Origin of the sequence: Burkholderia sp. Ac-20384 (genome assembly GCF_017104605.1) — a bacterium.
Lineage (GTDB): Bacteria > Pseudomonadota > Gammaproteobacteria > Burkholderiales > Burkholderiaceae > Burkholderia > Burkholderia lata.
In genome coordinates this window covers 1-6,509 of record NZ_JAAGPE010000414.1, presented here as the reverse complement: position 1 = coordinate 6,509, position 6,509 = coordinate 1, and the positions used below count along the sequence as shown (strand labels likewise).

Sequence of the window (6,509 nt, the reverse complement as noted above, 5' to 3'; positions counted from 1 at the left end):
CGCGCCGTTCGCCTGCGCCGCGGCGCCGCCTTCAAGCAGGATGATCAGCGAGCCTTCCGACACGGAATCGCCCACCTTGACCTTGATTTCCTTCACGACGCCGCCGACCGGGCTCGGCACGTCCATCGTCGCCTTGTCCGACTCGAGCGTGACGAGCGACTGCTCCGGCTCGACGGTATCGCCGACCTTCACGCCGATCTCGATCACCGGGACGTCCTTGTAATCGCCGATATCCGGCACCTTCACTTCGATCGCTTGACTCATCTGTTTCTGTCTCCATGACCGCGCGCGCCCCTCGCGGGAGCGGCGCGCGGCATCACACGGCGTGTGCGTTAAACGGTCATCGGGTTGGGCTTCGACGGATCGAGGTTGTACTTGGCGATCGCTTCCGCGACCACCTTGCGCTCGATCGTGCCCTCGTCGGCCAGCGCGTTGAGCGCGGCGACGGTGACCCAGTGACGGTCGACTTCGAAGAAGTGACGCAGCTTCTCGCGGGTATCCGAGCGGCCGAAGCCGTCCGTGCCCAGCACGACGAAGCGGCGATCGATCTGGCCGCGGATCTGGTCGACCAGCGCGCGGACGTAGTCGGTCGATGCGATGACCGGGCCCTGCGTGTCCTTCAGGCACTTCTGCACGTGCGACAGACGACGCTCTTCGGTCGGATGGAGCAGGTTCCAGCGTTCGACCTGGTGGCCTTCACGCGCGAGCTCGGTGAAGCTCGGCACGCTCCACAGGTCGGCAGCGACGCCCCAGTCGTTCTTCAGCAGGTCGGCGGCAGCGATCACTTCGTTGAAGATCGTGCCCGCGCCGAGCAGCTGGACGCGCGGCGCCTTCTTGTCGGCGTCGGCCTTCTTGAACGCGTACATGCCCTTGATGATGTCGGCCGCCACGTGCTCGCCCTGCGGAATCGCCGGGTGCTCGTAGTTCTCGTTCATCACCGTGATGTAGTAGTACACATCTTCCTGGTCCGCCACCATGCGGCGCAGGCCGTCCTGGACGATCACCGCGAGTTCGTAGCCGAACGTCGGGTCGTAGCTCACGCAGTTCGGCACCGATGCCGCCCACAGGAGCGAGTGGCCGTCTTCGTGCTGCAGGCCTTCGCCGTTCAGCGTCGTGCGGCCCGCGGTACCGCCGAGCAGGAAGCCGCGCGAACGCATGTCGCCCGCGGCCCATGCCAGGTCGCCGATGCGCTGGAAGCCGAACATCGAATAGAAGATGTAGAACGGCACCATGATCTCGCCGTGCGTCGAGTACGACGTCGCCGCAGCGATCCAGTCGCACATGCCGCCCGCTTCGTTGATGCCTTCCTGCAGGATCTGGCCGGTTTCCGATTCCTTGTAGAACATCAGCTGGTCGGAATCTTCCGGCACGTACTTCTGGCCTTCCTGGTTCCAGATACCGATCTGGCGGAACAGGCCTTCCATGCCGAACGTACGCGATTCGTCCGGGACGATCGGCACGATGCGCTTGCCCAGCGCCTTGTCCTTCAGCAGGATGTTCAGGATCCGCACGAACGACATCGTCGTCGAGATCTCGCGACCTTCGCCCGTGCCCTTCAGCAGCGGCTCGAACACGTCGAGCGCCGGCACCGGCAGCGACGTCGCCTTCTCGCGGCGATGCGGCAGGTAGCCGCCGAGGTCCATGCGCTTCTGGCGCATGTATTCGAGTTCCTTCGAGCCTTCCTCGAACTTCAGGTACGGCACGTCGGCGATCTGCTCGTCGGTGATCGGCAGGCGGAACTGGTCACGGAACTTCTTCAGTTGCTCGACCGGCAGCTTCTTCTGCTGGTGCGTGATGTTCATCGCCTGGCCCGACTCGCCCATCCCGTAGCCCTTGATGGTCTTCGCGAGGATGACGGTCGGCGCGCCCTTCGTGTTCGTGGCTTCGTGGAAAGCCGCGTAGATCTTGTGCGGATCGTGGCCGCCGCGGTTCAGCGCCCAGATGTCGTCGTCCGACCAGTCGGCGACGAGTGCCTTCAGTTCAGGCGTGTTGAAGAAGTGCTCGCGCACGAATGCGCCCGACTCCGACTTGTAAGTCTGGTATTCGCCGTCGACGGCTTCCATCATGCGGCGCATCAGCGCGCCCGACTTGTCGCGTGCGAACAGCGCATCCCAGCGGCTGCCCCAGATGACCTTGATCACGTTCCAGCCGGCGCCGCGGAACTCCGATTCGAGTTCCTGGATGATCTTGCCGTTGCCGCGCACCGGGCCGTCGAGACGCTGCAGGTTGCAGTTGATCACGAACACGAGGTTGTCGAGCTTCTCGCGGCTCGCCATCCCGATCGCGCCGAGCGATTCCGGCTCGTCCGTCTCGCCGTCGCCGAGGAATGCCCACACCTTGCGGCCTTCGGTCTTCGTGATGCCGCGCGCCTGCAGGTACTTCATGAAGCGCGCCTGGTAGATCGCCATGATCGGGCCGAGACCCATCGACACGGTCGGGAACTGCCAGAAGTCCGGCATCAGCCACGGGTGCGGGTACGACGAAATGCCCTGGCCGTCGACTTCCTGGCGGAAGTTGTCGAGCTGCTCTTCCTTCAGGCGGCCGAGCAGGAACGCGCGCGAGTACACGCCCGGCGACGAGTGGCCCTGCACGAACACGAGATCGCCGCCGTGCTGCTCGGACGCTGCGTGCCAGAAGTGGTTGTAGCCGACGTCATAGAGCGTCGCGGCCGATGCGAACGATGCGATGTGGCCGCCGACGTTCGTGTCCTTGCCTGCGCGCAGCACCATCGCCAGCGCGTTCCAGCGCGTGTACGAACGGATGCGGTGCTCGAGGTCCTGGTCGCCCGGGATCTTCGCCTGCGCGGCGACCGGGATCGTGTTGATGTACGGGGTGTTGGCGGAGAACGGCAGGTGTTCGCCGTGCATGCGGGCGAACTCGATCTGCTTTTCGATCAGGTAATGCGCACGGCCGGTGCCCACGGAGGAGATCACGCCATCGAGCGACTCCAGCCACTCGACGGTTTCTTGCGGGTCGTCGTCACGTTCGGCGGCGACATATTTCATCACTTCGTTCGGTACAGCGGACATTCTCGTCTCCTGGGTCCTGGAATGTGAGGATCGCTCTCGTGCAGACGACGCGACGCGACCGGCTGCGGGCAAGCTCCGACGGATTGTAATGAGCGTGCACGGGCCTGCGCAACAAAATTTTCGAATTGTGAGATCTTTTCTCGTAATGCGGAATATTGCTGCGCTGCACCCATATTTCGGGGCTCTCCGGCGCGTCTCGGCTGAACAAATCCGTTTCCGTTCAACATATCCGGTATAGGTTTTCCATGTATTGCGCTGCGCTACAATCGTCGAATGTTGACCGATCGGCTTTTCGCACGCTCGGCGCGACCGTCGGGCCCGCCGGCGGAGTCGCAGCCGTCCCGTTGGCACCACGGACCGTGGTGGTCCAATTCCTATTTGCTGACGCCCCTGCTGTCGATCCTGGTGTTCCTGGTGGTGATGAGTCTCATCCTGTGGAGCCTCAATCGCCGCGAACAGCAGCAGCAGGAAGACACCCTCTTCCGTAACGTCGCGTGGGCGCAGCAACAGATCCGCCTGTCGATGACGGGGGCGCAGGAACAGCTCCAGGCCCTCTCCCGCGATCTCGCGTCCGGCCGCCTCGACCAGAACGCGTTCCAGATGGCCGTCGCGGACGTGATGCAAACGCATCCGGAAATCCTCTACCTGAACTGGTACACGTCGCCCGGCGTGCAGCGCTGGCCGACCGTGCATCCGCCGCTGCTCGGCCAGCGGCTCGCGAAGCCCGGCGAAGCGCAGATGCAGGATGCCGTGCGCGGCGCGTACGACGAGGCGCGCAGCACGCGCCGCCAGGCCTATTCGCCGCTGATCTACGACGACTTCGGCAACGGCTTCATCACGCTGCAGACACCGGTGATGCGCGGCGACCGCGAGTACCTCGGCTCGATCGCCGCGGTGTTCTCGGTCGAAGGCATCCTGAAGCACGACATCCCGCAGGAACTGTCGTCGAAGTACAAGATTTCGATCACCGACGCGAACAACCGCGAGCTGTCGTCCACGTCGACGCGCCCGCGCCTGCCGCGCGACTCGCACTACGACCTGCCGCTCGATCCGCCCGGCCAGGGGCTGACCGTGCGCGTGTACGCGTTCCCGCAGCTCACGAACCTGACCAACAACACGCTCGTGTGGCTCGTCGCGGGCCTGTCGTGCTTCGTGCTGTGGAGCCTCTGGAGCCTGTGGAAGCACACGCGTCAGCGCTTCGAGGCGCAGCAGGCGCTGTACGCGGAAGCGTTCTTCCGCCGCGCGATGGAAAATTCCGTGCTGATCGGCATGCGCGTGCTCGACATGCACGGCCGCATCACGCACGTGAACCCCGCCTTCTGCCGGATGACGGGCTGGGACGAAACCGACCTCGTCGGCAAGGTCGCGCCGTTCCCGTACTGGCCGCGTGACGCGTACCCGGAAATGCAGCGCCAGCTCGACATGACGCTGCGCGGCAAGGCGCCGAGCTCGGGCTTCGAGCTGCGCGTGCGGCGCAAGAACGGCACGCTGTTCCATGCGCGCCTGTACGTGTCGCCGCTGATCGACAGCTCGGGCCGCCAGACCGGCTGGATGTCGTCGATGACCGACATCACCGAACCGAAGCGCGCACGCGAGGAACTCGCGGCCGCGCACGAGCGCTTCACGACGGTGCTCGAAAGCCTCGACGCCGCGGTGTCGGTGCTGGCCGCCGACGAGGCCGAGCTGCTGTTCGCGAACCGCTACTACCGCCACCTGTTCGGCATTCGCCCGGACGGCCATCTCGAGCTGTCGGGCGGCGGCTTCGACCGCGCGCAGGCATCGTCCGACTCGATCGACATGGTCGACGCGTTCGCGGGCCTGCCGGCCGCCGCGCTGACGAGCAGCACCGCCGATGCGCAGGAGGTGTACGTCGAGAGCATCCAGAAGTGGTTCGAGGTGCGCCGCCAGTACATCCAGTGGGTGGACGGCCACCTCGCGCAAATGCAGATCGCGACCGACATCACGACCCGCAAGAAGGCACAGGAACTCGCGCACCAGCAGGAAGAGAAGCTGCAGTTCACGAGCAGATTGATGACGATGGGTGAAATGGCGTCGTCGATTGCTCACGAATTGAACCAGCCACTCGCCGCGATCAACAACTACTGCTCGGGCACGCTCGCGCTCGTGAAGAGCGGCCGCGGCACGCCGGAGACGCTGCAGCCCGCGCTGGAAAAGACCGCGCAACAGGCGCTGCGCGCGGGGATGATCGTCAAGCGGATCCGCGAATTCGTGAAGCGCAGCGAGCCGAAGCGCCAGCCGGCGCGGGTTGCTGACATCGTCGCCGACGCGGTCGGGCTCGCCGAAATCGAGGCCAGGAAGCGCAGGATCCGGATCGTCACGGAAATCCTCGCAAGAATGCCTATTATTTATGTCGACCCCGTGCTGATCGAGCAGGTGCTCGTGAACCTGATGAAGAACGCGGCCGAAGCGATGGCCGACGTGAAGCCGGCGTCGGTGGACGGCGTGATCCGCGTCGTCGCCGACATCGAGGCGGGCTTCGTCGACATCCGCGTGATCGACCAGGGCCCGGGCGTCGACGAAGCGACCGCCGAGCGCCTGTTTGAACCGTTTTACAGCACCAAGTCCGATGGCATGGGCATGGGGCTAAATATCTGTCGTTCGATTATCGAATCGCATCGGGGGCGTCTGTGGGTGGTCAACAACGTCGAGCCGGATGGCCGCATATCCGGCGCAACGTTCCACTGCAGCTTGCCCATTGGGGAACCCGCTGATCTCGGCCAAGGGGGGCGCGAGGCATCGGCATCACATACCGTTACGGGAGAACTATGAATAGCCCTGTCACCACCACTCAGGAAACCGTCTTTGTCGTTGACGACGACGAGGCCGTACGGGACTCGCTGCGCTGGCTGCTGGAGGCGAACGGCTATCGCGTGCAATGCTTCTCGAGCGCCGAGCAGTTCCTCGATGCCTACCAGCCTGCACAGCAGGCCGGCCAGATCGCGTGCCTGATCCTCGACGTCCGGATGTCGGGCATGAGCGGCCTCGAACTGCAGGAGCGCCTGATTGCCGACAATGCCGCGCTGCCGATCATCTTCGTCACGGGTCACGGCGACGTGCCGATGGCCGTCTCGACGATGAAAAAGGGTGCGATGGACTTTATCGAGAAACCGTTCGACGAAGCCGAGCTGCGCAAGCTCGTCGAGCGGATGCTCGACAAGGCCCGAAGCGAAAGCAAGAGCGTCCAGGAGCAGCGTGCCGCGAGCGAACGCCTGTCGAAGCTGACCGCGCGCGAGCAGCAGGTGCTCGAACGGATCATCGCGGGCCGCCTGAACAAGCAGATCGCCGACGATCTCGGCATCAGCATCAAGACGGTCGAAGCGCACCGCGCGAACATCATGGAAAAGCTCAACGTCAACACGGTGGCTGACCTGCTGCGCCTCGCGCTGTCGAAGAAGCAGGCCTGAGCGAGCGCCGGCCGCGGCGGCACTGCCCGCCCGGCACGCGGCCCGCCCTGGCCGC

4 protein-coding genes are annotated in these 6,509 nt (G+C 64.7%); 2 read left to right on the top strand and 2 right to left on the bottom strand.

Annotated elements, in window-relative coordinates; translation table 11 throughout:
* A partial coding sequence (locus G3O00_RS38635; protein WP_346779018.1) for a biotin/lipoyl-containing protein occupies positions 1-264 on the bottom strand: 264 nt, incomplete at its 3' end.
* A 68-nt stretch (positions 265-332) separates the two neighbouring features.
* Positions 333-3,029, bottom strand: a complete 2,697-nt coding sequence (gene aceE / locus G3O00_RS38630) for a pyruvate dehydrogenase (acetyl-transferring), homodimeric type (RefSeq protein WP_011352573.1) — start codon at positions 3,027-3,029, stop codon at positions 333-335.
* 273 nt (positions 3,030-3,302) lie between these two features.
* Between aceE and fixL the strand changes: the two genes are divergently transcribed.
* Positions 3,303-5,819 carry an oxygen sensor histidine kinase FixL gene (fixL, locus tag G3O00_RS38625; protein ID WP_011352574.1) on the top strand — a complete coding sequence of 839 codons (2,517 nt, stop codon included), beginning with the start codon at positions 3,303-3,305 and terminating at the stop codon, positions 5,817-5,819.
* A complete protein-coding gene (gene fixJ, locus G3O00_RS38620) occupies positions 5,816-6,454 on the top strand; it encodes an oxygen response regulator transcription factor FixJ (protein WP_006493245.1) in 639 nt (212 codons plus the stop codon). The genes fixL and fixJ overlap by 4 nt, the downstream gene beginning before the upstream one ends.
* Positions 6,455-6,509 lie beyond the last annotated feature (55 nt).

Coding starts and splice junctions, on each gene's coding strand:
- fixJ (WP_006493245.1), top strand. CDS start 5,816: ATGAATAGCCCTGTCACCACCACTCAGGAAACCGTCTTTGTCGTTGAC.
- aceE (WP_011352573.1), bottom strand. CDS start 3,029: ATGTCCGCTGTACCGAACGAAGTGATGAAATATGTCGCCGCCGAACGT.
- fixL (WP_011352574.1), top strand. CDS start 3,303: ATGTTGACCGATCGGCTTTTCGCACGCTCGGCGCGACCGTCGGGCCCG.